Below are 25,063 nucleotides of genomic sequence, written 5' to 3' on the forward strand. Positions count from 1 at the left end.
ATTTAGCAGTAATTTACATTGACAACAATGATATCATTTTTCCATTTTCAACAAATTGAGTTATGCTGAATCATTGTGTTTTGCTGTATATGTTCTTAAATAGGACAATAGTAATTGAGTTTTACATTGTATGAAAAGAAATCAATATTAAAAAGTAAAGTTAATATTAAGGAGTTTCCTTATGACAGAACATAAGCCAGACATAATGTATGGTACAACAATTATTACGGTACGAAAAGGTGGAAAAGTCGTGATGGCCGGTGATGGTCAGGTTTCTCTTGGACAGACAATTATGAAAGGCAATGCACGTAAAGTGCGTCGTCTTGGAAAGAACGGAGTGGTTATTGCTGGTTTTGCAGGTGCTACGGCAGATGCTTTTACATTACTGGAGAGATTGGAAACAAAGCTTGAACAATATCCTGATCAGCTTATGCGTGCCTGTGTAGAACTTGCAAAAGATTGGAGAACAGATCGCTATTTGCGTCGTCTCGAAGCAATGATGCTCGTGGCTGATAAGAAAGTAACTTTGGCTCTAACAGGGCTTGGTGATGTTTTAGAACCAGAAGATGGGGTTATGGCAATTGGCTCTGGAGGAAATTTTGCGCTTTCGGCAGCGCGTGCACTCATGGATTTGGATTTGGATGCAGAAACTATTGCTCGTAAAGCTATGGCTATTGCCGCTAAAATTTGTGTTTACACCAATGATCATTTTACGATTGAAACATTGGATGCAGAATTATCTTCTTTAGAGAAAGCTATTTAAATGTGTGTTGTATTTTCCCCTCGTGAGACTGTTTCTGAACTTGATCGTTTTATTATTGGCCAAAATGATGCCAAACGCTCTGTAGCTATTGCACTGCGCAATCGGTGGCGTAGGCAACAGCTTGATGAGCCGATGCGTGAAGAAGTTATGCCAAAAAATATTTTAATGATAGGGCCAACAGGTGTTGGTAAAACTGGTATTGCACGTCGATTAGCAAAACTTTCTGGAGCACCCTTCGTTAAAGTAGAAGCGACTAAATTTACTGAAGTTGGTTATGTGGGACGTGATGTTGAGCAAATTATTCGAGATCTTGTTGAAATTGCCATTTCTCTTGTGCGTGAAAAGAAACGGGATGAAATAAAAGAAAAGGCCCACGTGAATGCTGAAGAGCGTGTTTTAGACGCCCTTGTTGGTAAAACAGCAAGTCCTACTACTCGTGATAGTTTTCGTAAAAAATTGCGTGAAGGTGAATTGGATGAAAAAGAGATTGAAATTGAAGTCGCCGATAATAATAGCAGTAGTGCTTCAACCTTTGATATTCCTGGTATGCCTGGGGCGCAAATGGGTATTATGAATTTATCAGATATTTTGGGAAAAATGGGCAGTCGTACAAAAGTCCGTAAGACGACAGTAAGAGATGCTTTTAAGCCGCTCATTGATGATGAATCTGAAAAACTCCTTGATCAGGAGCAAATTATTCAAGAGGCGCTTCGTGTTGCTGAAAATGACGGTATTGTTTTTATCGACGAGATTGATAAAATTGCAACCAGGGATGGTGGAGCAAGTGTTGCGGTTTCGCGTGAGGGCGTTCAACGGGATCTTTTGCCTTTGGTTGAAGGAACAACAATTTCTACAAAATATGGGCAAATAAAAACCGATCATATTCTTTTTATTGCCTCAGGTGCATTTCATGTTTCCAAGCCATCTGATTTATTACCGGAACTTCAAGGACGTTTGCCCATCCGTGTGGAGCTCAACCCTTTAACAAGGGAAGATTTACGACGCATTCTAACGGAACCAGAAGCTAGTTTGATTAAACAATATATCGCTCTTATGGCAACGGAAGAGGTTCATTTGGAAATTACAGATGATGCTATTGATGCTTTAGCAGATATTGCTGTAGATTTAAACGCAAGGATTGAAAATATAGGAGCACGTCGTTTGCAAACGGTGATGGAGCGCGTTTTGGATGAAATTTCTTTCACTGCGCCTGATAAAGCTGGAACAACATTTACAATTGATGCTGCTTACGTGAGAAAATCTATTGGCGAGCTTGCTGCTGATATCGATCTTTCACGTTTTATTCTTTGAAAGTTACTGCTTGTTCTGTTTATCTGCGTGCTTCGATAATTTTGAAACCATGGGGTTGTTCGTGTATCAACACTGTGCGGAAAATATTTTTTAATAATGTTTCATAAGGCAGGTGGCGGTTTGCAACAAAAAGCAGACTGCCGCTTGGCTTTAAGCACTTTGCAGCATTTATAATAAAATTTTTTCCTAATGAAACATCTGTTGTTTGTTGTGTGTGAAACGGTGGATTTGAAATGATTGTGTCATATAGATTTGTGATAGGTTCATGTACAAGGTCATGCCAATAAAAATGAATTGGAAAAGGAGTTGTTATGGATTTAAGGTGCTGTTTCGCTGCTCTCAAAGCATTGTAGTCTGCTTCATAAAGGTCGAGAGCAGTGAGTTTTTCACTTCTTTCAAGCGCAACGTGAGAAAGATAACCCCATCCAGCACCAAAATCAGCTGTTTTTCCAGAAATAACTTTGAGCATATAAGAAGCAAGCGCAGCAGATCCTGGATCAATACGACCGTGTGAGAACATACCAGAAGTAGTTTGAAATTTACCAAAAGTAAGCGGTGGTGAGCGCAATTGTACAATATTCTGTTTCTCTATTTGTGGAGGAACTTGCAGCCAAAATACCAGACCATGATTTTTAGACAGTTTATTGGTGATGGGGACAATATTTTTGACCCATTTCATCATTGAAGCAGCACCAGCAGTTTTATTCCCACTGATCACAACCCATCCATTGGGTTTAACGCATTCTAATAAATCAAGAAAACAATTTTGATTAAAACCACGATATTTGCTCAAATGTAAAAATGCACCATCATAGTTGAAAGTTTTATCTATTTGAGGAGAGCAGTGAAATTGAGTATCGACAAATTTTAAAAAATCTGGTCGCCAAGGCGTAATAATTTTTAAATTTTGCGCCCATTTTTGAGCCGGAACTTCTGTTAAACCGAAACTCAGCCAACATTGGCTTGGATCTGGATACGGGAGTTCATGATTTTCAAAAGGCAAAAATAATAACACATAGGGCTCTTTCAAAGAAAAATGCCATTCCAATATTGGGATGGCATTTCATGATTGATAAGAAGAAAGGCTTACTCTTCTTTTTTCTTACGGTGGCGCTTATTTTCAGGTTGTTTTTTTTCATCCACGCACTTTTCTTCATTCATCGCTTTATCACCGGTGATTTCCTTTCCGGTTGTTTGATCAACGACCTTCATTGATAACCGAACTTTTCCACGCTCATCAAAGCCCATTAACTTAACCCAAACTTTGTCGCCTTCCTTAATAATATCGGTTGTTTTGGCGACGCGTTCTGATGCAAGTTGAGAGATATGAACGAGTCCATCACGAGAACCAAAGAAGTTTATAAATGCACCAAATTCTGCAGTTTTTACAACTGTTCCTTGGTAGATAGCACCAACTTCAGGTTCATCAACAATAGAATGGATCCAGCGTTTTGCCGCTTCAATGGTTTTAGCATCAGCAGAAGCAATTTTAATGGTACCATCATCTTCAATATTAATTTTTGCTCCTGTTTGTTCCACGATTTCCCGAATAACTTTACCACCAGAGCCGATAACATCACGGATTTTATCGACAGAAATATTCATAACTTCGATTCTCGGAGAAAATTCACTCAGCTCAGCACGTGCACTGGTTAAAGCTTTCGCCATCTCATTAAGGATATGGATTCGGCCACCTTTGGCTTGTTCAAGCGCAATTTTCATAATCTCTTCGGTAATACCATCAATTTTGATATCCATTTGCAAGGCAGTAATACCATTTTCTGTTCCTGCGACTTTAAAATCCATATCTCCAAGATGATCTTCATCTCCTAAAATATCAGAAAGAACAGCAAAGCGTTCTCCTTCTTTAATCAAGCCCATAGCAATACCAGCAACAGGGCGTGCTAGAGGAACACCAGCATCCATGAGAGCAAGTGACGTTCCACAAACTGTTGCCATAGAAGAAGATCCATTGGATTCAGTAATTTCTGAGACAGCACGAATGGTATAAGGAAAAGATTCTTTATTTGGCAACATGGGGTGAATTGCTCTCCATGCCAATTTGCCATGTCCAATTTCACGACGACCAGGAGAACCAAGGCGTCCTGTTTCACCCACGGAAAATGGTGGAAAATTATAATGGAGGAGGAATGTTTCCTTATACATACCCGTTAAAGAATCAACATATTGTTCATCTTCACCAGTTCCCAATGTTGCAACGACAATAGCTTGTGTTTCTCCGCGGGTAAAGAGTGCGGATCCATGTGTGCGGGGTAAAATACTTACTTCTGATTGGATAGGGCGCACGGTAGAAAGATTGCGTCCATCAATACGCTTTTGGGTATCAAGAATGTTTCCACGAACAATTTTTGCTTGCAACTGTTTAAATACGGTTGCAATTTGATCTGCACTAAATTGACAGTCTTTTTCTGTTTCTGGCATAAATTTATTGAGGATTTCTGTTTTTAGTGCATCAATTGCAGCATAACGTTCTTGCTTATCAGTAATTGTGTAAGCCTTTCGTATATCCTGTTCTGCCATTTTCTGCACCGCTTTTTCAAGTTCAGAAAGATCTTCAGGAACAAAATCACGAGGATCTTTTGCAGCAACTTCAGCAAGCTTTATAATAGCATCAAGGACAGGTTGAAGGCCTTTGTGACCAAACATCACAGCTCCCAACATGATATCTTCCGGTAATTCTTGTGCTTCTGATTCAACCATCAAAACAGCACTTTCTGTTCCAGCAACAACAAGATCAAGTTTTGATTCAGGCATTTCATCGATATGAGGATTAAGAACATATTGTCCATTACAATAGCCAACGCGGGCACCGGCTATAGGCCCCATGAAAGGAACACCTGACAGGGTCAATGCGGCAGAAGATGCAATCATTGCAAGGATATCGGGATTGTTTTCGAGATCATGCTGTATAACGGAAACAATAACTTGTGTATCATTTTTATATCCCTCAACGAAAAGGGGACGAATTGGGCGATCAATCAAACGTGAAACCAAAGTTTCATTTTCACTTGGTCGACTTTCACGTTTTAAATAGCCCCCAGGTATTCGACCAACAGCATAGGATTTTTCTTGATAATTAACGGTGAGTGGAAAAAAGTCCTGGTCTGGTTTTGGGATTTTGGCTGATACAACGGTAGCTAAGACAATCGTTTCTCCATAGGTGGCAATCACTGCACCATCAGCTTGACGCGCTATTTTCCCTGTTTCAAGGGTGAGCGGACGCCCGGCCCATTCAATTTCTATCTTGTGCGTTTTGAACATTTTTTATCCTTAATGACCAGTGTTTAAATCTTTGATTGCTCACATTCTGGTTTCGCGTAGCATACTTCCAAGATCTGGGATGGACAACATACTTTTTATCTTTGTTGCAAGAAAAAAGAAGTAAACTGCTTAAATGCGAAACGATGAGCAGTTCTATCCCATAATAACTTATCAGTTTTTAAAATTTTTAATTAAAAGCAACACGTTGAAAAAATGGGTGTTTTTTAAATACCACTTCCATTTTTCTTTTAGCGACGCAAACCTAACTTCTTTATAAGTGTCTGATAACGATTTTGGTCAACTCCTTTAAGATAATCAAGAAGACGCCGACGTTGAGATACCATCTTCAAAAGACCACGACGAGAATGATTATCTTTTTTGTGAGATTTAAAGTGGTTTGTTAAATTAGAAATACGTTCAGAAAGTACAGCAATTTGCACTTCTGGTGATCCTGTATCACCAACTTTGTTTGCGTATTCTGCGACAAGAGCTTTTTTACGTTCAGCTGTAATCGACATCGTATTATCCTTTCCAAAAACGAAGAAACATAAGGCCACCCATAGCCGAGATGTCGTTCAGCAAGGGTCTGTGAGAAAACAGGAAAAGTCGAAGACTCTTACCTATTTTCGTTCTTATATAGGAAAGAAGGTTAAAATACTAGTCCTTGACAGCATTTTGAAGTCTTTCTTTAAATAAAAGCTTTTGTTTTGAAATATTGATTTAAATAGAGTTTTATGAGAAGTTTTTTAAAGAATTATGCATCCTTTTGATACAAAGATTATGAGCGTGTATGTGGTAACAAAAGTGATAAATACCGATTTGGAGGAAAAAGATGCAGAGCATTTCAACATTAAAACTTTTTCGTAATTCGGTATTTCGAAATTTATGGTCATCTACTCTTATTTCTAATTTAGGGGGGCTGATACAGGCTGTTGGAGCAGGGTGGTTAATGGCCTTGATTAGTTCTTCGCATTCCATGGTTGGGCTAGTTCAAAGTGCCACAACATTACCACTTGTTATGTTTTCTTTGATGGCAGGGGCCTTAGCTGATAATTTTAATCGGCGTCAAATTATGTTGTGTGCGCAGATTATGATGATGGTCATATCCATGAGTTTATCTATTTTAGCCTATATGGGATTTCTAACACCTTGGCTTTTGTTATGTTTTACGTTTTTGATTGGATGTGGTACAGCTTTTTATAATCCTTCTTGGCAAGCAACGATAGGAGATATTGTGAGCAGGGAAAATATTCCTGCTGCTGTTAGTTTGAATAGTGTCGGCTTTAATTTGATGCGGAGTGTTGGTCCTGCGATTGGTGGTGCCATCATTGCAACTTTGGGGGCATCTGCTGCTTTTTTGTTTAATGCTATAAGCTATATTCCTCTTATTGGTGCGTTGTTTTTCTGGAAGTCGAATTATGAAAACAACTCATTGCCACGAGAAAGGCTGTTAGGAGCTGTCTCAGATGGTTTGCGTTATGTTGCGATGTCACCTAATCTCTTAAGTATTATGGTTCGAGCGTTCCTTTTTGGTATAGGAGCAATTTCTATTTTAGCACTTTTGCCAATTGTTGCGCATAAAGTTCTCGGAGGAAATGCCCTTCTTTATGGTACGTTGCTGGGTTGTTTTGGGTTAGGAGCCATGACAGCAGGTATTATTAATGAATTTGTACGGCATCATTTTCGTTCAGAAACAATTATTGCAAGTGCATTTATTGGTTTTGCCTTTTCTTGCTTTTTATTGGGAATAAGCCGTTCACTGATTATAAGCCATATCGCTTTATTTCCTGCAGGTTTATGTTGGGTTTTGGCATTATCGTTGTTTAATACATCTGTACAACTCTCCACACCACGCTGGGTTGTAGCTCGTTCTTTAGCACTTTATCAAACGGCATCTTATGGGGGGATGGCTATTGGAAGTGCAATCTGGGGAGTTTTGGCTGATGGTTATTCTCCAACAATTGCTTTGAGCATTTGTTCTCTATTCTTGATTTTAGGTGCTCTTGCGGGGGTAAAGTTTAGAATTCAAGAAATTCCTCAGATAGATTTAAATCCTCTTGATCATTTTAGAGAGCCGGAATTATTACTCGACCTCAAAGCAAGAAGTGGCCCGATCATGATAATGATTGATTATCAAATTCATGAAAATGATCTCGAAGAGTTTCTTAAAGTGATGACGCGTCGACGCCATATTCGGTTACGTGATGGTGCGCGTCAGTGGGTTCTTTTACGAGATCTTGAAAGACCTGAATATTGGACAGAGGCTTATCATATGCCAACATGGGTAGATTATTTACGCCATAATCATCGTCGCACAAAAGCGGATGCAGAAGTCAATAAGCGTCTGCGTCATTTAAATTGTGCTCCTAACGGTATAAGAGTGCACCGTATGATTGAACGCCAAACAATACCTCAAGCCAATGAGATGCTTTTAAAAGTTTCCTCTGATCATCTCCCTTAGGGTTAAAACAGTTTTTTTGTAAAATATTAAATTATGTTAATATTATTTTGATCAATTTTTTTGCATAAGTGCAACAACAAAAAAACGGGTATTACAATAGTTAATATATTGACTTATAAATGACTAATTATCATTTTTTATGGTAAATAATAGTCTTGAAAAATTTAAGTTTTTCTCATTTCAAATCTGTTTATCTCACTTTATATTGCATCAATCAAAACCATTTTCTTGTACGTCACAAGTAACAGTGGGTATGATAGAAAAAGGAGGATTTCTAATAAACTATTTCGAGTACCAAGGTTTATTACGACACTTTAAATTAGAAAATAGAATGATGATACCGGCTTATATTTTTATTAAGCGTAAAGATGGGGCCATGCGCAATGAATTTTATATATTTTACGAGCGTTGTTGTGAAATAGGTTCGAATGCATTGAGAAATGTTTCTTAAAAAAGCATGTGAATAAGCAGCACAACAATTTTTATTTTAGGCGTCCTATTTTGAGTGAGAAATAATCATATTAAAAGAGCGAGAAAAATAAAAACGTAAGACAAAGCGTAATCCCTATTATTTAAAAATTAGAGTCGAATGAAAGGGATAATAGTAAGATGAAAAATAGCTTGTTTTTGCTTGCATATTTTTTCAAAATGAAGCTATTTTATCCTTTTAAATATTACTCAACCAGATATATCTTTACTCATATCTGGAATAGAAGGTTGAAACTGTTTACAAAATACCAACCATTTTAATCTTTCTTTCAAAAATGTTACAGTATTAGGGTTGAATATTGCTTTATAAGCAAGAGAAGAAATATAGTATTATCAGATAAATAAAGTCATGAAATAAAAAATATACCAACCATGGAATGAAGAGATATACCAGCTTTTTATTCGATACAAAAAACAACGATAAGCTAGTCCCTAGCTTGACAATTTCTTATTCTTTACAGATATTTTTACAAAACCTTTGCGTGCTTTCGTGATGATTAGAATAATCGATTGTAAGCATAATGATGTCATTTTTAGGTGGTCAACGATCAATTTTTATTGGATAGATAGTTGGAAGGGATTATCCTTACAATGTGTTTAAATCCTAAGGTTTGAGTTTTTCTATTCGAAACAATTCTTTTCGCCAAAAAGAGATTATGTAGGTGTGTACTGTAATGATCAAATGAGTGATTTAACATGATATAGATTCTTGAGTTTTTAAGGTTGGATGCAATGCATATGATTCCAACACATTGATTATAAGAATAAATAACTGTTTTTTATATTGAATGTAAAAGTCTAGATATCTTAGGATTATTTCATTTTAAATGTGTTTAGGTTGAATCCATCCAAATCATTCGCTGATTCATTACAAACGGAGGTTAATGTGTAAGTAAAAAGAGATTGAAAAAGGGATATAACATGCCGCTTATGAATCTTTTTAAATGCAAGGACTGTTGTGACATTAGGGGGGACAAAGTGTATGATGGTGTTGGCTTGTATCGTTAACTTAATTTTTGATGTGAATAAGAAAAATGGAGACAATGAAAAGCAAAACATTTTCTTTATTTGAGAGAGAAAAATGATTTTTCCGCAAAAGGGGGAAAGAATCGATTAAATTGTAAAAATCCGCTTTGCTTTAAATAGACCTTTGTCGAGGGTGCCGATAGCAAGAAGTTGTTCCTTATAGAGGACACAAATTTCATCTTCATCAAGAGGTACTTTGTGATGACACAAGGGTATAGAATGCCCCTTCATAACTCTTTGTGCTTGGGTTTCATTAAGGGTATAATGAAAGAGGCAATCCAATGCAGCGCTCGTTTCAATTAAGAGCCCATCAAGTGTTGTGAATTTTTTTTCAAAAGAACGATTATTTTCCTCTGTAGTGTTTTTATTTGGCGGAATGGCTGCTTTTAGTTCCTCCCATGTAATGAGATCTTCTTCATCAAAAGGTGCGACGGCAATACGTCTTAAATCAGCAATATGCCCATAGCAACCGAGATCACGTCCCATATCGCGTGCTAAAGAGCGCACATAAGTTCCTTTTCCGCAGGTTATTTCAAAGGCAGAATGCTCTTTGGTAGGCATTTCTAATAACTTGAAAGTTTCTATTTCCACTTCACGGGGCGGAATTTCAACAACTTCCCCTTCACGCGCTAAATCATAGGCACGATTTCCGGCAATTTTGATTGCTGAAAACTGTGGAGGTGTTTGCAAAATAATACCTGTATATTGAGGAAGAAGAGCAAGTATTTCTTCTCGAGTTGGACGTTTGAGAGATGTTTTGGTTATTTCTCCTTCTAGATCATCTGTTGAGCGCTCTTGCCCCCAAGCAATATGAAAACGGTAAGTTTTTTTGCCTTGCATCACGTAAGGGACGGTTTTGGTTGCTTCGCCCAATGCAATGGGAAGGAGACCAGAAGCAAGAGGATCAAGTGTACCCGCATGTCCTGCCTTTTGAGCATGGAAGAGCCATTTGATTTGTGAAACAGCTTCTGTTGATTTCATTCCTTTTGGTTTATCAAATATGACCCAGCCAGAAACAGGACGCCCTTTTTTCTTATGTTGCCGCGCCATATCTTTAATCCTCATCTGTATCACTATGGTGAAGATCGCGTGCAACCTCAGGCGAGCGAAGGAGGGCATCAATTTTTGAAAAATTATCAAAACTATTATCAAGTCGGAAACGCAGTTCTGGCATATATTTCATTTGTCGCAACGCATGACTGATTTCTCTACGGAGAAAACGACTACGTTTATTGAGGGTATCAACAACATCGGTATGAGAAGCATTTTTAAGAGTGCTGAGAGGTGATACAAAGCAAGTAGCAATTTTTAAATCTGGTGACATGCGTACTTCAGAGACAGAAATAACAATATCTTTTAAGATATCATCAAGCAAAATATCACGCTGTAATATATGCGCTATTGCATGACGTACTTGCTCTGCTACTCTAAGTTGCCGTTGTGATGGCCCTGCATTTTTCATCAAAGTTTTATCCTTGCTACAAGATCTCTTTTTTGACCATTTAGATAAGGAAAAAGAGATATTGCGTATAAAACCTAATAACTTTTCTCATTTCACAACAGAGTAAAGTTATTGGATTATTTTATAATGTGCGATTAATATGTTCGATACGGAAGGTCTCAATGATGTCTCCTGCACGCATGTCTTCATAATTTTCAAAGGCTATTCCACATTCTTGACCACTTTGCACTTCATTGACTTCATCCTTAAAGCGTTTGAGTGTTTTCAGCTTTCCTTCGTGAATAACGATATTATCGCGGATAAGGCGAACACCGGCTCCTCGTTCTATTTTACCTTCTGTAACGCGACAGCCTGCAACTTTTCCAATTTTTGTAATGTTAAAGACTTCTAGAATTTCAGCATTACCAAGGAATGTTTCACGCTGTTCTGGTGAGAGTAATCCAGACATAGCAGCCTTGATATCATCAACAAGATCGTAAATGATGTTATAATAACGAATTTCAATTCCTTGTGTTTTAGCAAAATCACGTGCTTGCTTATTGGCTCGAACATTAAAGCCAATTACAGCAGAGTTAGAAGCTTCCGCAAGAGAAATATCACTTTCGGTAATTCCTCCAGCACCAGAATGTACAATACGCGCACGAACTTCGTCATTTCCGAGTTTTTCCAATGCTGAAGCGATTGCTTCAATTGATCCTTGCACATCCCCTTTTATAATAAGAGAAAACTCCTTAACACCAGTCGTTTGCAATTTTGTCATCATTTGTTCAAGAGAACCACGTGAACCAGTTTGCCGCGCAACAGCTTTATCACGTGCTAATCGTTGACGATATTCAGAAATTTCACGTGCTTTTGCTTCATGTGTGACAACAGCAAAACGGTCTCCGGCTTGTGGTGTTCCTTGCATGCCTAAAATTTCAATTGGTGTAGAGGGAACAGCTTCTTTGACATGGCGGCCATGGTCGTCAATCAAAGCACGCACACGACCCCATTCATTTCCGGCAACGATAATATCAGAAGGGTGTAATGTACCTTTTTGAACAAGAACTGTTGCAACAGACCCACGTCCGCGATCCAATTTGGCTTCAATGATAACGCCCTCTGCAGTTCGTTGAGGATCTGCTTTCAGATCAAGCATTTCAGCCTGAAGAAGGATAGCTTCGAGAAGTTTATCAAGATTTTGACCAGTTTTAGCAGAAACTTCAACGTCCAAAGTTTCTCCACCCATAGTTTCAACAAACACTTCATGTTGTAGAAGTTCTGTACGCACTTTTTGTGCATTCGCAGCTGGTTTATCAATTTTGTTGATAGCAACAATGATAGGGACACCAGCAGCTTTCGCATGATTGATTGATTCAATCGTTTGAGGCATAACACTATCATCAGCGGCTACAACGAGAACAGCAATATCAGTAACACGCGCTCCGCGTGCACGCATAGCCGTAAATGCAGCATGCCCTGGTGTATCAATAAAGGTAATTTTTTGACCGTTTTGTTCTACTTGATAGGCACCAATATGCTGCGTAATACCTCCTGCTTCGCCAGAAACAACATTTGCTTTACGAATAGCATCCAAAAGAGAAGTTTTTCCGTGGTCAACATGGCCCATAATGGTTACAACAGGGGGGCGTTGCTGCATGTTTTGAGGATTATCTGTTATATTAAAGATACCTTCTTCTACGTCAGATTCTAAAACACGTTTAACAGTATGGCCAAATTCAACAGCGATGAGTTCGGCAACATCTGCATCAATAACATCGCCCGGTTTCATCATTTGTCCTTGTTTCATCAAGAATTTAATCACATCAACAGAACGCTCAGTCATACGTTGTGCGAGCTCTTGAATGGTAATCGTTTCAGGAAGAACAACTTCGCGAGAAATTTTTTCTCTTGGTTCTTGATTTTGTGCACGCTTAAACTTTTCCTGTCTACGCCGCATTGCAGCCATTGAGCGCCCACGTGCGCTTCCTTCTTCATCCAGTGCACTATTCAGAGTTAGCTTTCCGCGTCTCCGCTCATCAGCTCCTTTGACAACTTTGGGTATACGTATGTCTGACTTAGCAGGATTAGCACGTCGACTATGCCGTTCTTCCTCTTTATTGTCATCTATTTTGCGTTTTTCAACCACGGTTGTATGTTTAGGTGCAATAGGAATATCTGTCTGTTCAATGAGAGGGGGAACAGGTGGAATCTGTACTGGCGATATTTCTTCTTCTTGTTGGAGATGTATTTCTTTTTCTTTAATTTCTTGCTGTAAAATTTCTTCACGCTCTTTAGCGCGCCTTGCTTCTTCTTCGGCTTGTTCTCGCGTTATTCTTTCTTGGATATGTGCTTCTTCTAATGCGCGAAGTCTTGCTTCCATTTCAGCCGATGAAAGATTGCTTTTGGCTACAGATTCTTGAGGCTTTTTTTCCTCAAAACGTGGTTTAGAGCGCTGAGAAGCCACATGCGGCTTTGTAATGGGCTGTAGGGTTTCAGATTTTTCATCAGGTCGCGTAATTTTACGCCGTTTGGTTTCGACAACGACAGCCTTCGTACGGCCATGACTAAAATTTTGTTTAACCGTACTCGTTTCCAAGACAGACCTCTTGAGAGTTAGTGTCTTCTTGACGGTTGTTTTGTCGTTGTTATTTTCACTCATTGTACTTCCTTCACGGCTTGTGCCGTCATCTCACTAGACTTACTATGCTTGTCGTCACGATAGCTGATCAATTTACATGTTGTTTTGAGAAATCCTCCAGCAGCTTTTGTGTCCAGTAAGGCCGCGTGCATTACAGGATTAGAGCCAAAAGCCACTCGCATTTCATCACTTGTAAATAAAGATATGGTTTTTATAGTCCGATTTGTTTGTTGTTGTATTGAATGGATGGCCTGTGCAATTTTTCGTTTCCCATCTTCTGTTGTTTCTTTAGCATGAAGTACAAGAATAACTTTACCAGAGCGGATAGCAGCGTCAACCTTTGTTGCTCCCATAACAATTGCTCCCGCTTTTCGCGCCATGGAAAGGCTTGAAAGAGCGGCTTTTAGTAAAAGCGTATCAACAACATGCACAAGATTTGGTGCAACTTCAACATCTGTTTTAAAATTTCTATGAAAAGCTTTTTGTTTGATTGCTTTCTCAATAACAGCGTGATGGGCAGAAATCCAAACGCCACGCCCTGGTAAATTCGCTTTAAGATCAGGAACAATTTGGTTATTGGGACCAATAACAAAACGGATCAGTGTTTGTACTGAAGCATTTTTTCTGGTTACAATGCAAGTCCGTTCATTCATTTAAAGTGTATCCACATCCAAATCATCTGTTTTTTCATTTTCTGCAGAATTTTCATCTTCTACAGGACTTTCTGTAACAAGATCAGCTTGGTCTATCCAGCCTGCTTGTACACGTGCGGCTAAAACCATAGCTTCTGCATCTGCGCGTGTAATGTCAAAAGGGGTTAAAATACCAGAAAAATTCTGTGTTTGACCTTCTTTACGTTCTCTCCAACCAGCTAAATCATCAACGGCATAGCCAGCAAAGTCTTCTATCGTTTTTACACCATCCTCACCTACAGCAACCAACATAGCACTTGTCATTCCAGGAAGTGTTCGCAATTCGTCAGAAACTCCGAGTTTTTTACGTTTTTCGTCGAGCTCTTTTTCTTGCCGATCAAGATATTCGCGGGCACGACTTTGGATTTCATTAGCAGTTTCATGGTCAAAACCATCAATAGAAGCAATTTCTTCAAGATCAATATAGGCGATTTCTTCAATAGAAGAGAAACCCTCTGATGCCATAACCTGTCCGATCATTTCGTCAACCTCTAAGGCCTCCATAAACAATTTACTCCGTTCAGTAAATTCTTTTTGACGATTCTCAGATTCTTCTTTTTCCGTTAAAATATCAATGTTCCATCCTGTTAGTTGCGAAGCCAAGCGAACATTTTGCCCACGTCGTCCAATAGCAAGGCTAAGTTGATCATCTGGCACAATAACTTCAATCCGTTCAGCATCTTCATCAAGGATGATTTTAGAAACTTCAGCAGGTTGCAGTGCATTAACGACAAATGTTGCCGCATCAGGCGACCAAGGAATAATATCAATTTTTTCGCCTTGTAATTCAGCAACAACAGCTTGTACACGACTTCCTCGCATTCCAACGCATGCTCCAACAGGATCAATGGAACCATCGCGTGAAACAACGGCGATTTTAGCCCGTGAGCCTGGATCACGAGCAACAGATTTGATTTCTATAATACCATCATAAATTTCAGGTACTTCCATAGTGAAAAGTTTTACCATAAATTGGGGATGGGTGCGTGAAAGGAAAATTTGCGGCCCACGCGTTTCACGGTGTACATCATTGACAAAAGCACGAATGCGATCTCCATAGCGGAATGATTCACGAGGAATTAATTCATCACGGCGCACAATAGCTTCACCGCGCCCTAGATCAACGATGACGTTACCATATTCCACACGCTTAACTGTACCAGAAATAATTTCACCAACTTTATTTTTGAATTCTTCATATTGCTGATCACGCTCTGCATCGCGTACTTTTTGTACAATAACCTGTTTAGCAGATTGTGCTGCGATACGTCCAAAATCCATAGGAGGTAAAAGATCAGCAAAAAAATCACCAATTTTTGCTTCTGCTTGACGTTTGAGAGCATCAGACAAAGTAATTTCCGTTGTATAGTCTTCAACGACATCAACGATTTTAAGCAGGCGCTGTAATTTAATTTCACCTGTTTTAGAATTGATTTCAGCACGAATATTGGTTTCTTGACCATAACGAGAACGTGCTGCTTTTTGAATAGCATCAGCCATCGCAGAAATGACAATTTCACGGTCGATTGACTTTTCACGTGCAACAGCATCTGCAATTTGCAGAATCTCAAGCCTGTTAGCGCTTGTAGCCATCAATTTTCTCCTTCTTTGTGCCACACGATGGGTATTTCCCAGTGATATTATTTTTTGAAATTGAGCGTCTGTATAGAGTCGTTAGCGTTCTCTTCGGCAATGAATTGTTGACTTAAATCTTTATTTTGTTTCAATGCATCGCGAATAAGCTCATCGGTAAGCACTAAATGCGCATTTATAATATCACAAAAGGAAATAGGGGTATACATGGCTTCTCCATAAGCAGCTTTATCAGTGTTTAAAATAAATCCATCTTGCGTGATATTTGTAAGTGTCCCGCGAAATTTTCGGCGCCCATCAATTGTTATTTTGGTTTCAATTTTTGCAAGATGACCTTGCCAATGAAAAAAATCAGATTTTCTTACCAATGGACGATCAATTCCAGGGGATGAGATTTCTAAATGATATTTGCGTTCAATAACATTTTGTACATCAAGGAGGGGAGAAACAGTTCGACTAACCGTTTCACAATCTTCTATGGTCATAGAACCATCGGCACGTTCAACCATAATTTGAAGTGTTAAACCATTTTGACCAAGAAGTTTCACGCGAACCAAACGAAAACCTAAAGGTTTAAGTAGTGGTATGACAAGAGCAGCAACCTGTGCTTCGATACCATCTTCTTCAAACAGGCGCGGTTCGTCAAGATTGCTTATTTTTTCAACTTCATTCATAAATTTTATCCAAGTTGGTTTCATCAGTTTTATGATATTAAAAAAGAGCGGGTCCAACGGCCCACTCTTCATCATAAGACCAAGAATTTAACTATTGATACTCTTAAATTCAAAATTTTTCAAGTTGTTTATGAGAAAAGCGCTTGATCATTTATTTCTTGATAAAGGTAAGATAGGCAGGCGTTCGTCCTTCGCGGAGAGCTTTTGCTTCATAGCGGGTTTCGCTCCATAGTGGATAAGGGAGTTTCCAGTCTTGAGGGCTTTCTGCTTTCCATTCAAAGTGATCATGTTGTGCATAATGGTACAAAGTCCAGTTTACATAACTGTCTATATCGCTAGCAAAGCGAAAAAATTTCCCTATTTTAAGAACACGAGAAAAACGGTTAAGATTTTTTATATTGATGAAGCGTCGTTTCCAGTGTTTCTTTTTCGGCCAAGGATCAGGATAGAAGAGGTCTATTCCATCAAGCGAGTTATCAGGGAGCCAATCCAGAAGGCGTGTAGCATCATCATTATAGAGGCGAAGACGATTTTGATGGTTTTGATGCTGTTCAAGAGACGACAATATTTTTGCCATGCCATTGATAAAGGGCTCGACACCGATAAAACCGGTTTTTGGAAAATATGCCATTTCATGAAGTAAATGTTCACCTCCACCAAAACCGATTTCAAGTCGAACTTCTCTTACTTTGCTTGAAAATAAAGATGTAAGGTTTAAGGGAGGAGGGACATTTAAATCAATATTCAAACTGGGGAGAAGCATTTGTATACGTGTAAGCTGATTGTTTCGAAGTTGTTTTCCTTGTCGGCGTCCAAAAAATGCTTCACTCTTACGTATATTATGTTTAATCATGGGATTTGGATCATTGTTTGAAGCGTTTTCACGAGATCAGTTTTTTCCCATGAAAACGAACCATCGTGTTTTGGTTTACGACCAAAGTGACCATAGGCAGCTGTTTTTGCATAAATAGGTTTATTGAGGTCAAGATGTTTTCGAATGCCGGTAGGTGAAAGGTCCATTATTTTGCGGATGGCTTCTTCAATAACCTTTTCATCGACTTTTCCTGTTCCATGAAGATTAAGATAAATAGATAAAGGTTGTGCAATACCAATTGCATAGGAGAGTTGAATGGTGCATCTTTCTGCTAAATGAGCAGCAACAATATTTTTAGCCAGATAGCGTGCCGCATAGGCAGCAGAACGATCAACTTTTGTTGTATCTTTTCCTGAAAAAGCACCGCCTCCATGGGGTGCTGCACCTCCGTAAGTATCCACAATAATTTTGCGTCCCGTTAATCCGGCATCACTTTGAGGACCACCAATGACAAATTTTCCTGTTGGGTTTATATACCAACTACATTGAGCTGAAATGGGAATGTCATGTAAAGCTTGGCGAATGTAAGGTTCAACCACTGTACGCACTTTATTGGAATCCCAACTTTCATCAAGGTGCTGCGTTGAAAGAACAATGGATGTGACCTCTATCGGTTTTCCATTTTTATAACGTATGGTTATTTGGCTTTTAGCATCTGGTCCTAATTTTCCAGTTTCTCCCTCTCCTTTATGACGGGCTGCGGCAAGAAGTTTGAGAATTTTATGCGCATAATAAATTGGCGCAGGCATGAGATCAGGTGTTTCACGGCAAGCATATCCAAACATGATGCCTTGATCACCTGCTCCTTCTTCACCATGCCGATCCGTAGCATTATCAACCCCTCTTGCTATATCAGCTGATTGTGGGCGCAAAAGAACATCAATTTTAACAGTTTTCCAATGGAATCCTGCTTGTTCATAGCCAATGGTACGAATAGCACGGCGCGCTGCTGTACGAAAACGTGTAGGATTAATGAGTGGAAAGCCAGTCTTATCATAGATGAATTCTTTATTTTTATCTTTTTTTAATAGCGTATCGGGAACACGTACTTCACCAGCGATAACAACACGGTTGACACTGACGAGAGTTTCACATGCAACGCGTACTAACCATGGATCAGTACCAGTCTTTTCAGCTTCTTTATAGATCATATCAACGATTTCATCGGAAATACGATCACAAATTTTATCAGGATGTCCTTCCGATACCGATTCGCTCGTAAAAAGATAATCTTGATGCGGCATAGGAACTCCTTCAAAAAAGAAAACCAACGATTTAATCAATTGCTTACTAAAGTCGTCACCATTTGCTAATTCTACAGCAAATAGTCAATGCAAATGTATATGAATAAAAGAGAAAAGATATAATTTTAATTTATAACTTATTTGTCAAATCTTCCTCAGAAAGTGCTTTTGCCAAGTCAATAATTTTTCGACGCACTTTAGCATCAGATATATTTGTAAAAGCGCGCATGAGCTGAATCCCTTCGCTGCTAGAACAAAAATCTATAAAATTGTGTTCACTTTCAGCAAAACCTTCTACTTGTTGGGAGGTAAGTCCTTTATCAAAAAAGTAAGAAACAGGAACATCCATAATTTCCGCTATCGCTTGAAGACGGCTGGCACCAATACGGTTTGTTCCTTTTTCATATTTTTGGATTTGCTGAAAAGTAATTCCTAATTTCTCACCTAGTTTCTCTTGAGTGAGTCCTAAAATATTACGACGTAAACGGATACGAGTTCCAACATAGATATCTATAGGGTCAGGTTTTTTTCTAGTTTCGGTCATAATGCAACTCTTTATTTCCAGCATTTTTCTTCTAAACCAACATCATATTTATGCGCAGTTGATTTATCATATAATTAAAACAATATGTAATATTTTTTCCCAATATTACTGGTACACGCAACATAATACCGTACAAAGGGCACTTGAATCATTTAAGCTGTTTTGTAAAACCAAAACCAATACGACACAATAGCATAAGGATGAATAAGGTAAAAGTAGAGAAAGTTCTGTATTCATTGCTTCCTATAGGGGTAATGGATGATGGAATTCGTGAATCAATAATGCCCACAGCATTTTGTCGAAGAGCTACAACGATTCGTCCATAAGAATCAATAACAGCTGATATGCCATTATTGGCTGCCCGTATGAGGGGAATTCCCAGTTCAACGGCACGAAGCTGTGCTTGTTGAAGATGTTGATAGGGTCCAGGTGTTACACCAAACCATGCATCATTTGTAATATTAATAATTGCTTGAGGCGGGGAGCCTTTGAAAGTCATTTCATGGGGAAATATTGCTTCATAACAAATCAAGGGTAGATAAGAAAATCCGTTTGGCATTGTAACAATTTTGCGCACACTTGCAGCACTATATCCACCAATATTATCGGCAAGGGTGCGCAATCCAATTTTTTTCAATAAATTCTGATAAGGAAGATACTCACCAAAAGGAACCAAATGAAGTTTATCGGAAGTATTTAAAATATTACCTTGAGCATTAATGACTGCAATTGTATTAAAATATTGTGTTTGGGAATGAGGTAGATCATTGCTGGCGCGTATTGCTCCAACAATAGCCCATTGTTTAGGTTTTAAAAGAGAGGCGATGTGCATTGTGATAGATGATTGATCATAGAGAAGGTAAGGAACGGAAGCTTCAGGCCATACGATAAAATCGGGTTCTGAATTTTGATCGGTTATTGGTGTTGCACTTAGCTTCATATGCGCTTCCAACATAGCTTCTCGTGTATTATCACGCAATTTTATATTTTGTTGGATGGACGGTTGAACAATGCGCACCCAATAAGCACTTTTTTGATCTTCAGCTGTGTCTTCTATAGTATGAAGACGATAAAACCCAAAACCACAGTGAATGAAGATAAGTGATAAGCAAAGAGAAAGTGCCACTTTCTTTTTTTCATCTGTGAGTAAAACAGTTGGCAAACTGTAGGCTAAGACAGCAAGAATATTCATTCCGTAAAGTCCCACGATTGCATCAGATTGCATGAACATTGGGGTTGGCATGGCTGTATAGCCAAGAGAGTTCCATGGAAATCCTGTGAATAAAAACGCACGCAACCACTCGGACAATCCTAATGCAAAGGCTAAAACAAAAAAGCGTGCTATTCCTTTTGTCCATAATAAACCGACAATGAAACCAGAAAAAAACCAATAAAGAGAAAGGTAGAGTGGAGGGACTAAAATGGCTAATGGGACGGCCCAACCAAAAGAATCTGGATCTGTTAACAAAGCATTGCATAGCCACCAAAGGCCGCAAATAAAATAACTAAAACCAAAGGTTCCACAGCTTAAAGCGTAAGTAAAAAAATGTTTTTTATTATTTTTGGTGGCTTGTATTGAGTCCAGTAAAACAATAAAGAGAGGGAAAGTTAAAAAGCAAAGAGGTGTTAAATAAAAGGGTGGAAGTGCAAAAGAAGTAAGAGCACCACACAGAAATATCCATGCTTGGCGTTTCCAGCCTGTAACAGAGAATAAAAAAACAATGAAATTGTGTAAAAACGCTGAACTATTCTTTAGGGATGGCATTGTTTTCAAGATTCTCATTTTTTGGAATGCGAAAAATGCGCAACCGTTTAATCCGGCGTTTATCAGCTTCTAAAATACGAAATCTATAGCCAGGTACAGCTTCAACAATTTCACCTTTGGCAGGAATGCGATCAAGAATGGAGACGATCAAACCACCAATAGTATCAACTTCATCACCATATTCCCCTACGATAAAATCAGGACCAAGAGCTTTCTCCACATCTTCTAGTTCAGTTCTTGCATCAACGAGCCATTTATTATTGGGTTCACGTACGATAGCATTGTCGACATTATCATGTTCATCTTCGATATCCCCAACGACTAACTCAACAATATCTTCCATTGAAACGAGACCATCTGTTCCTCCATGTTCATCAATAACTAAAGCCATTTGAGTTCGTGTAGTTTGCATCCGTGTTAATAATTTGCTTGCAAGCATAGAACTGGGAACAAAGAGAACTGTTCGGATCAAGTCCAATTCACCGATTGGAGTATGTAAGTCTGTATGGTTTAATTGAAGAAAATCGGATTTTTGTTCGGTTTTTGTTGGATTGATAATAAAGCGAATCATATAGTTAAGAATATCGCGGATATGGATCATGCCGCGCGGATCATCTAAAGTTTCAGCATAAACGGGTATGCGAGAATGACCAATTTTTGCAAAACATTTAAGGGTTTCTCCAAGTGAAGTGTTTATTTCTAATGCTTCGATTTCAGAACGAGGTATCATAACATCATCCACGCGTGCTTCACGTAAACGTAAAATGTTATGCAGCATAGTACGTTCTTCAGGCGAGAAGGGGGCGGTATCTTTTTCATTGTTAGTCGTGAGGGCAACGGTAAGATCATCGCGCAGTGACGTAGGTGCACAATTACGACCACGTAAGAATGAAAATAAATGATTCATCAGAGAATATTTTTCTGTATGATTCGTCTGTTGAGAAGATTTTTTTTCATTGTTAGAAGATGTTTGACTATTATTTTGTGTATTTATTTTGTTGTCCATGGTTTTGAAATCTTCTAAACTTTCTTTCTTATAATAGATAAATAAGAGGCTTTAAATGGTATGCTTGTAATATTAATTTTAAAAGTTAAATTTTATCATTGATAGACAATTATGCGTAAGGATCTCTTATGGAAAGCTTTTGAAGAATTTCTCTTTCGAGCTTTTCCATTTTATATGCTTCATCATCAGTTTCATGGTCATAACCAAGCAGATGCAAGATACCATGAACAATCATATGTGTTAAATGGTCTTGAAATGTTTTTCCTTCTTTCTCTGCTTCGAAAACAACAGTTTCTCGGGCAATAATAATATCACCGAGCATGGGACCAGGTCGATTTCCAGCCTTAAGTGGAAAAGCAGGAAAGGATAATACATTAGTAGATTTGTTTTTGTTGCGCCATTGTGCATTGATTTGTGCCATATGTTCATCATTCGTAAAAAGCAAGCTAATCTCGCTTACAACATTTGCCAATGAAACATGATGCATAGTTGTCATTAATGCTTTTTCAGTGATATTATAAAGCATTTTCTCATCATTCCACCCTGCGCTTTTAATCATTATATCAATAATAATCATGATGAATCAAATTCATTTTTTAATGCATCGCATGCGAATGATTTTTTTTATTTTGTATTTCTGAATCACGATCATAAGCACCAACGATAGCAGCAACAAGTGGATGGCGTACAACATCTTTTTCATCAAAATGCACAATTGCGATGCTTTCTACATTTGAAAGAATGCGAATTGCTTCAATGAGACCTGATTTTTGCCCTATAGGCAAATCAATTTGGCTTACGTCACCGGTAACAATCATACGCGTTCCTTCTCCAAGACGTGTGAGAAACATCTTCATTTGCATGGGTGTAGTATTTTGTGCCTCATCAAGAATAACAGCGGCATGGGCAAGTGTTCGTCCGCGCATAAAGGCGAGAGGAGCAATTTCTATGACACCAGAGGCTAAAATGCGTTCTATTTTTTCAGCGGGCATCATATCATAAAGAGCATCATAAAGTGGTCGTAAATATGGGTCGACTTTTTCTTTGAGATCACCGGGAAGAAAACCAAGATGTTCTCCAGCTTCAACAGCCGGACGTGAGAGAATAATTCGCTCAATGATACCGCGTTCTAGAAGCATTGCAGCATGAGCAACAGCAAGATACGTTTTTCCTGTTCCTGCTGGTCCTATACCAAACACAAGTTCAGTATGCTCCATAGCGCTTATGTAAGCGTCTTGTGTTGGAGTTCTTGCATGAATTATTTTTTTATGGGTACTCAACCTTGCTGGTATACGTTTCGTTGCAGATTTGTGTGCTATTGTGTCTTCTTTCTGCTTCTTTGGTATATTTGCCATAGAAATCGCTCCTTTTATATCTGATAAAGTGAGCTCTTGATGTGTTTTGGCTCGTTCATAAAGCTGCTGCAATACATATTGCGCACGTTTTATAACAGAAATATTTCCACGGATTAAGACTTCATTACCACGCGGATGAATACTAAGTTCGAGTTTTTTTTCGATATAAGCGAGATTTTCGTCAAATTTACCAAAAACTGCTTTTGCATATTTATTATTTTCGAAAATCAAAACAACTTGGCTCAGATCTGAAGCGCTTGTTTGTTTCAAGGTATCAGCCTTTTCAAGGGACGTATTTACTTTTTCTTTAATACGCTTTATTTTTTCGGTTGAAGTTTTCAGTCTATTCTCCATATCTACATAAATATTGCACATTTTGTTAAGTAAACTTTATAAAGACAATTTTTTACAAAAAGTGCACGCTTTAGATGTAATCATTTTCTTTTAAAATAAAAGAGTTTTCCAAAATATTTATTGTGAACAAGGTGTTAGAGGCATGTTTATCTATTTGTCACTTCACCAACAAAACTGTTTGAGCTTGCATTTTTAATATGAATTTCTATCACGCTACCTGTAGAGGCTTCTGTATCGACGACAACAGGTAAAAGCCAAGGGGAACGTCCTACCATTTGCCCTGAGTGACGTCCAGGTTTTTCGATGAGAACGTTCGTTTTTTGACCAATTTTAGAACGCAAAAACGCATTTTGTTGCTCAAGGAGAAGGATTTGTAAATGTTGAAGTCGGGCATCTTTTACAGATTCATCAACATGATTTTTCATTGTGGCTCCCACTGTTCCAGGACGGGGGGAATATTTAAAAGAATAAGCTGAACTGTATTGCACTTGTTGAATAAGTTTAATGGTTTCTTCAAAATCTTCATCTGTTTCGCCTGGAAATCCTACAATAAAATCACCTGAAAAGGCAATATCGGGTCGTGCAGTCCGAATTTTTTCGATAAGATGAAGATAATGAGAACTTTTGTGTTGGCGATTCATGGCTTTTAAGATGCGATCTGAACCTGATTGAACAGGCAGATGGAGGTAAGGCATTAACATATCAAGATCTCGATGTGCGGCAATAAGGCTATCATCCATATCACGCGGGTGGCTGGTTGTGTAACGCAAACGCTTTAAACCATCGAGTTTTGCAAGATGATAAAGAAGATCGCCAAGACGCCAAGTTTTGCCAGCAGCACTTTGTCCATGCCAACCATTGACATTTTGTCCAAGCAGCGTAATCTCTTTAACACCTGCTTCAATAAGCTGGCGGGCTTCTTCAGTAATTTGCTCGACAGACCGTGATATTTCAGCACCGCGTGTGTACGGAACAACACAAAAAGTGCAAAATTTGTCGCACCCTTCTTGTACTGTTAAAAATGCGCTCACACCTCGTTTTCTTACTGCATGTTTATTATGGGGCGGCAAATGAGCAAATTTATCTTCAACAGCATAGTCTGTTTCGATAATTTTTTTCCCTTGTTTGGCTTTTTCTAACAATTCTGGCAGGCGATGATACATTTGTGGACCAATAACAAGATCCACTGTTGGAGCACGGCGCAAGATTTCACTTCCCTCAGCTTGTGCAACACAACCTGTTACACCAACCATAAGGGGTTTATCAGGTGTGCGCTCTTGACGCATAACGCGCAAACGACCGAGATCAGAATAAAGTTTTTCTGCTGCTTTTTCACGAATATGACAGGTATTAACAAGAATAAGATCGGCATCATTGGGAATTTGTGTTGTCACATAGCCTTGCGAACTGAGACTATCAGTCATCCGTTGGCTATCATAAACATTCATTTGACATCCATAAGTTTTGATAAAAACCTTTTTAGGAGCAACAGGAGATGTATTTTTAGGATTTACTTTATTCATAGTGCTTGTCTAAATGTTTTTTACA

The 25,063-nt window shown here is 38.5% G+C and carries 20 protein-coding genes; 3 read left to right on the plus strand and 17 right to left on the minus strand.

From position 1 onward, the window contains the following. Window positions 1–181: 181 nt before the first annotated feature. Entirely contained in the window at window positions 182–763 is a 582-nt protein-coding gene (hslV, locus tag ACFIN0_RS03890) for an ATP-dependent protease subunit HslV (RefSeq protein WP_012754621.1), read from the plus strand. After that, entirely contained in the window at window positions 764–2,074 is a 1,311-nt protein-coding gene (hslU, locus tag ACFIN0_RS03895; RefSeq protein ID WP_375606778.1) for an ATP-dependent protease ATPase subunit HslU, read from the plus strand. It begins immediately after the preceding gene. 19 nt (window positions 2,075–2,093) lie between these two features. Here hslU and ACFIN0_RS03900 read toward each other — a convergent pair whose 3' ends face one another. The 3 genes from ACFIN0_RS03900 to rpsO all read right to left on the minus strand — a co-directional run bounded on the left by ACFIN0_RS03900 (window position 2,094) and on the right by rpsO (window position 5,874). Beyond that, window positions 2,094–3,089 carry a class I SAM-dependent methyltransferase gene (locus ACFIN0_RS03900; protein ID WP_375610548.1) on the minus strand — a complete coding sequence of 332 codons (996 nt, stop codon included), beginning with the start codon at window positions 3,087–3,089 and terminating at the stop codon, window positions 2,094–2,096. Window positions 3,090–3,160: 71 nt separating this feature from the next. Continuing rightward, window positions 3,161–5,356, minus strand: coding sequence for a polyribonucleotide nucleotidyltransferase (gene pnp / locus ACFIN0_RS03905; RefSeq protein ID WP_375701956.1), 2,196 nt, complete (start codon window positions 5,354–5,356; stop codon window positions 3,161–3,163). Between the two features lie 248 nt (window positions 5,357–5,604). Next, the gene (gene rpsO / locus ACFIN0_RS03910; protein ID WP_375611819.1) at window positions 5,605–5,874 is read right to left on the minus strand and encodes a 30S ribosomal protein S15; all 270 of its coding nucleotides are present in this window, start codon (window positions 5,872–5,874) and stop codon (window positions 5,605–5,607) included. Window positions 5,875–6,188: 314 nt separating this feature from the next. Here rpsO and ACFIN0_RS03915 point away from each other — a divergent pair, with 314 nt between their 5' ends. Next, window positions 6,189–7,817 carry an MFS transporter gene (locus tag ACFIN0_RS03915; protein WP_375610546.1) on the plus strand — a complete coding sequence of 543 codons (1,629 nt, stop codon included), beginning with the start codon at window positions 6,189–6,191 and terminating at the stop codon, window positions 7,815–7,817. Window positions 7,818–9,419: 1,602 nt separating this feature from the next. On the opposite strand, the gene truB is transcribed toward ACFIN0_RS03915, so the two are convergent. The 14 genes from truB to miaB form a co-directional block, all read right to left on the minus strand. Then, window positions 9,420–10,382 (minus strand): tRNA pseudouridine(55) synthase TruB, encoded by a 963-nt coding sequence (gene truB, locus ACFIN0_RS03920; RefSeq protein WP_375606823.1) that lies wholly within the window; start codon window positions 10,380–10,382, stop codon window positions 9,420–9,422. 4 nt (window positions 10,383–10,386) lie between these two features. After that, a complete protein-coding gene (rbfA, locus tag ACFIN0_RS03925; RefSeq protein WP_375701957.1) occupies window positions 10,387–10,794 on the minus strand; it encodes a 30S ribosome-binding factor RbfA in 408 nt (135 codons plus the stop codon). 121 nt (window positions 10,795–10,915) lie between these two features. Then, a complete protein-coding gene (gene infB / locus ACFIN0_RS03930; protein WP_375606783.1) occupies window positions 10,916–13,435 on the minus strand; it encodes a translation initiation factor IF-2 in 2,520 nt (839 codons plus the stop codon). Further along, window positions 13,432–14,067 (minus strand): RNA-binding protein, encoded by a 636-nt coding sequence (locus ACFIN0_RS03935; protein ID WP_375606784.1) that lies wholly within the window; start codon window positions 14,065–14,067, stop codon window positions 13,432–13,434. Before ACFIN0_RS03935 ends, infB begins: the two co-directional genes overlap by 4 nt. After that, a complete protein-coding gene (gene nusA / locus ACFIN0_RS03940) occupies window positions 14,068–15,699 on the minus strand; it encodes a transcription termination factor NusA (RefSeq protein ID WP_375606785.1) in 1,632 nt (543 codons plus the stop codon). A gap of 47 nt (window positions 15,700–15,746) precedes the next feature. Then, entirely contained in the window at window positions 15,747–16,373 is a 627-nt protein-coding gene (rimP, locus tag ACFIN0_RS03945) for a ribosome maturation factor RimP (protein WP_375606786.1), read from the minus strand. Window positions 16,374–16,524: 151 nt separating this feature from the next. After that, window positions 16,525–17,226 (minus strand): tRNA (guanine(46)-N(7))-methyltransferase TrmB, encoded by a 702-nt coding sequence (locus tag ACFIN0_RS03950; RefSeq protein ID WP_375701958.1) that lies wholly within the window; start codon window positions 17,224–17,226, stop codon window positions 16,525–16,527. After that, the gene (gene metK / locus ACFIN0_RS03955) at window positions 17,223–18,491 is read right to left on the minus strand and encodes a methionine adenosyltransferase (protein WP_375606788.1); all 1,269 of its coding nucleotides are present in this window, start codon (window positions 18,489–18,491) and stop codon (window positions 17,223–17,225) included. The genes ACFIN0_RS03950 and metK overlap by 4 nt, the downstream gene beginning before the upstream one ends. A 130-nt stretch (window positions 18,492–18,621) precedes the next feature. Continuing rightward, complete coding sequence (locus ACFIN0_RS03960; RefSeq protein WP_375606789.1) at window positions 18,622–19,035, minus strand: helix-turn-helix domain-containing protein; 414 nt, start codon at window positions 19,033–19,035, stop codon at window positions 18,622–18,624. A 148-nt stretch (window positions 19,036–19,183) separates the two neighbouring features. Further along, window positions 19,184–20,818: an apolipoprotein N-acyltransferase gene (gene lnt, locus ACFIN0_RS03965; protein WP_375701959.1), complete on the minus strand. Its 1,635-nt coding sequence runs from the start codon at window positions 20,816–20,818 to the stop codon at window positions 19,184–19,186. Then, the gene (locus ACFIN0_RS03970) at window positions 20,781–21,806 is read right to left on the minus strand and encodes a hemolysin family protein (protein ID WP_375606791.1); all 1,026 of its coding nucleotides are present in this window, start codon (window positions 21,804–21,806) and stop codon (window positions 20,781–20,783) included. The genes lnt and ACFIN0_RS03970 overlap by 38 nt, the downstream gene beginning before the upstream one ends. A 109-nt stretch (window positions 21,807–21,915) precedes the next feature. Beyond that, window positions 21,916–22,383: an rRNA maturation RNase YbeY gene (gene ybeY / locus ACFIN0_RS03975; RefSeq protein ID WP_375606792.1), complete on the minus strand. Its 468-nt coding sequence runs from the start codon at window positions 22,381–22,383 to the stop codon at window positions 21,916–21,918. 19 nt (window positions 22,384–22,402) lie between these two features. Then, window positions 22,403–23,503 carry a PhoH family protein gene (locus ACFIN0_RS03980; RefSeq protein ID WP_375610576.1) on the minus strand — a complete coding sequence of 367 codons (1,101 nt, stop codon included), beginning with the start codon at window positions 23,501–23,503 and terminating at the stop codon, window positions 22,403–22,405. A 158-nt stretch (window positions 23,504–23,661) separates the two neighbouring features. After that, window positions 23,662–25,038 carry a tRNA (N6-isopentenyl adenosine(37)-C2)-methylthiotransferase MiaB gene (gene miaB / locus ACFIN0_RS03985; protein WP_375701960.1) on the minus strand — a complete coding sequence of 459 codons (1,377 nt, stop codon included), beginning with the start codon at window positions 25,036–25,038 and terminating at the stop codon, window positions 23,662–23,664. Window positions 25,039–25,063: the final 25 nt, after the last annotated feature.

The sequence above is a fragment of the Bartonella sp. AA89HNZF genome, assembly GCF_042196905.1.
Classification (GTDB): Bacteria; Pseudomonadota; Alphaproteobacteria; order Rhizobiales; family Rhizobiaceae; genus Bartonella.

Excerpts from the sequence above, each read along its gene's own strand:
- hslV (WP_012754621.1), top strand. The coding sequence starts at position 182 with ATGACAGAACATAAGCCAGACATAATGTATGGTACAACAATTATTACG.
- lnt (WP_375701959.1), bottom strand. The coding sequence starts at position 20,818 with ATGAGAATCTTGAAAACAATGCCATCCCTAAAGAATAGTTCAGCGTTT.
- ybeY (WP_375606792.1), bottom strand. The coding sequence starts at position 22,383 with ATGATTATTATTGATATAATGATTAAAAGCGCAGGGTGGAATGATGAG.
- infB (WP_375606783.1), bottom strand. The coding sequence starts at position 13,435 with ATGAGTGAAAATAACAACGACAAAACAACCGTCAAGAAGACACTAACT.
- ACFIN0_RS03960 (WP_375606789.1), bottom strand. The coding sequence starts at position 19,035 with ATGACCGAAACTAGAAAAAAACCTGACCCTATAGATATCTATGTTGGA.
- miaB (WP_375701960.1), bottom strand. The coding sequence starts at position 25,038 with ATGAATAAAGTAAATCCTAAAAATACATCTCCTGTTGCTCCTAAAAAG.
- ACFIN0_RS03950 (WP_375701958.1), bottom strand. The coding sequence starts at position 17,226 with ATGATTAAACATAATATACGTAAGAGTGAAGCATTTTTTGGACGCCGA.
- hslU (WP_375606778.1), top strand. The coding sequence starts at position 764 with ATGTGTGTTGTATTTTCCCCTCGTGAGACTGTTTCTGAACTTGATCGT.
- ACFIN0_RS03935 (WP_375606784.1), bottom strand. The coding sequence starts at position 14,067 with ATGAATGAACGGACTTGCATTGTAACCAGAAAAAATGCTTCAGTACAA.
- nusA (WP_375606785.1), bottom strand. The coding sequence starts at position 15,699 with ATGGCTACAAGCGCTAACAGGCTTGAGATTCTGCAAATTGCAGATGCT.
- rbfA (WP_375701957.1), bottom strand. The coding sequence starts at position 10,794 with ATGAAAAATGCAGGGCCATCACAACGGCAACTTAGAGTAGCAGAGCAA.
- truB (WP_375606823.1), bottom strand. The coding sequence starts at position 10,382 with ATGGCGCGGCAACATAAGAAAAAAGGGCGTCCTGTTTCTGGCTGGGTC.
- rimP (WP_375606786.1), bottom strand. The coding sequence starts at position 16,373 with ATGAATGAAGTTGAAAAAATAAGCAATCTTGACGAACCGCGCCTGTTT.
- metK (WP_375606788.1), bottom strand. The coding sequence starts at position 18,491 with ATGCCGCATCAAGATTATCTTTTTACGAGCGAATCGGTATCGGAAGGA.
- ACFIN0_RS03970 (WP_375606791.1), bottom strand. The coding sequence starts at position 21,806 with ATGGACAACAAAATAAATACACAAAATAATAGTCAAACATCTTCTAAC.
- ACFIN0_RS03915 (WP_375610546.1), top strand. The coding sequence starts at position 6,189 with ATGCAGAGCATTTCAACATTAAAACTTTTTCGTAATTCGGTATTTCGA.
- rpsO (WP_375611819.1), bottom strand. The coding sequence starts at position 5,874 with ATGTCGATTACAGCTGAACGTAAAAAAGCTCTTGTCGCAGAATACGCA.
- pnp (WP_375701956.1), bottom strand. The coding sequence starts at position 5,356 with ATGTTCAAAACGCACAAGATAGAAATTGAATGGGCCGGGCGTCCGCTC.